This window comes from Vibrio sp. 10N.222.55.C6, from assembly GCF_041473395.1.
Lineage (GTDB): Bacteria > Pseudomonadota > Gammaproteobacteria > Enterobacterales > Vibrionaceae > Vibrio > Vibrio crassostreae_C.
Genome location: NZ_JBFRSD010000903.1, coordinates 1 through 402, shown reverse-complemented (window position 1 = coordinate 402; position 402 = coordinate 1). Strand labels below are relative to the sequence as shown.

At 41.3% G+C, this 402-nt stretch carries 1 protein-coding gene and 1 pseudogene; both read right to left on the bottom strand.

What is annotated here, in order from left to right:
* Positions 1–202: adenylyltransferase/cytidyltransferase family protein (locus AB4486_RS26790; protein ID WP_372119811.1), on the bottom strand; the 202-nt coding region annotated here is incomplete at its 3' end.
* Between the two features lie 9 nt (positions 203–211).
* A pseudogene (locus AB4486_RS26785) lies at positions 212–402 on the bottom strand (ADP-heptose--LPS heptosyltransferase I); the annotation flags it as partial.

The following is a 402-nucleotide window of genomic DNA, read 5'->3' as shown; positions in this document are numbered from 1 at the left end:
CTTCGACGGAAACATTAGGTAATTCATCGCAAGTTTCTCGCAATAAGGCCACACGCTCATCTAAGCTAAATAAGGTGGCTTTACTTGGGCTCTCTGCGACACCAATGACAAGTTTTTCAAACATACATGCGGCACGTTTAATTAAGTCATAATGGCCGTTAGTCACTGGATCAAAAGTACCTGGGTATATTGCTATTTTCATGACATTCCTTTATTCACTGGATGTTTTCTTGTTTTTCAATCGGCCTAATACACGGTCTAGCTGCTCAATCACCGATTTTGTAGAAATAAGAGCCATAAGATCTTTTCCTTTTACTCGGGTTCCCCATGGAAGCTCGTCAACCGCTTTACCGTGTTGCTCTTCAGCAATCTGTTCATACACAGAAACCACATTGTCTAAAC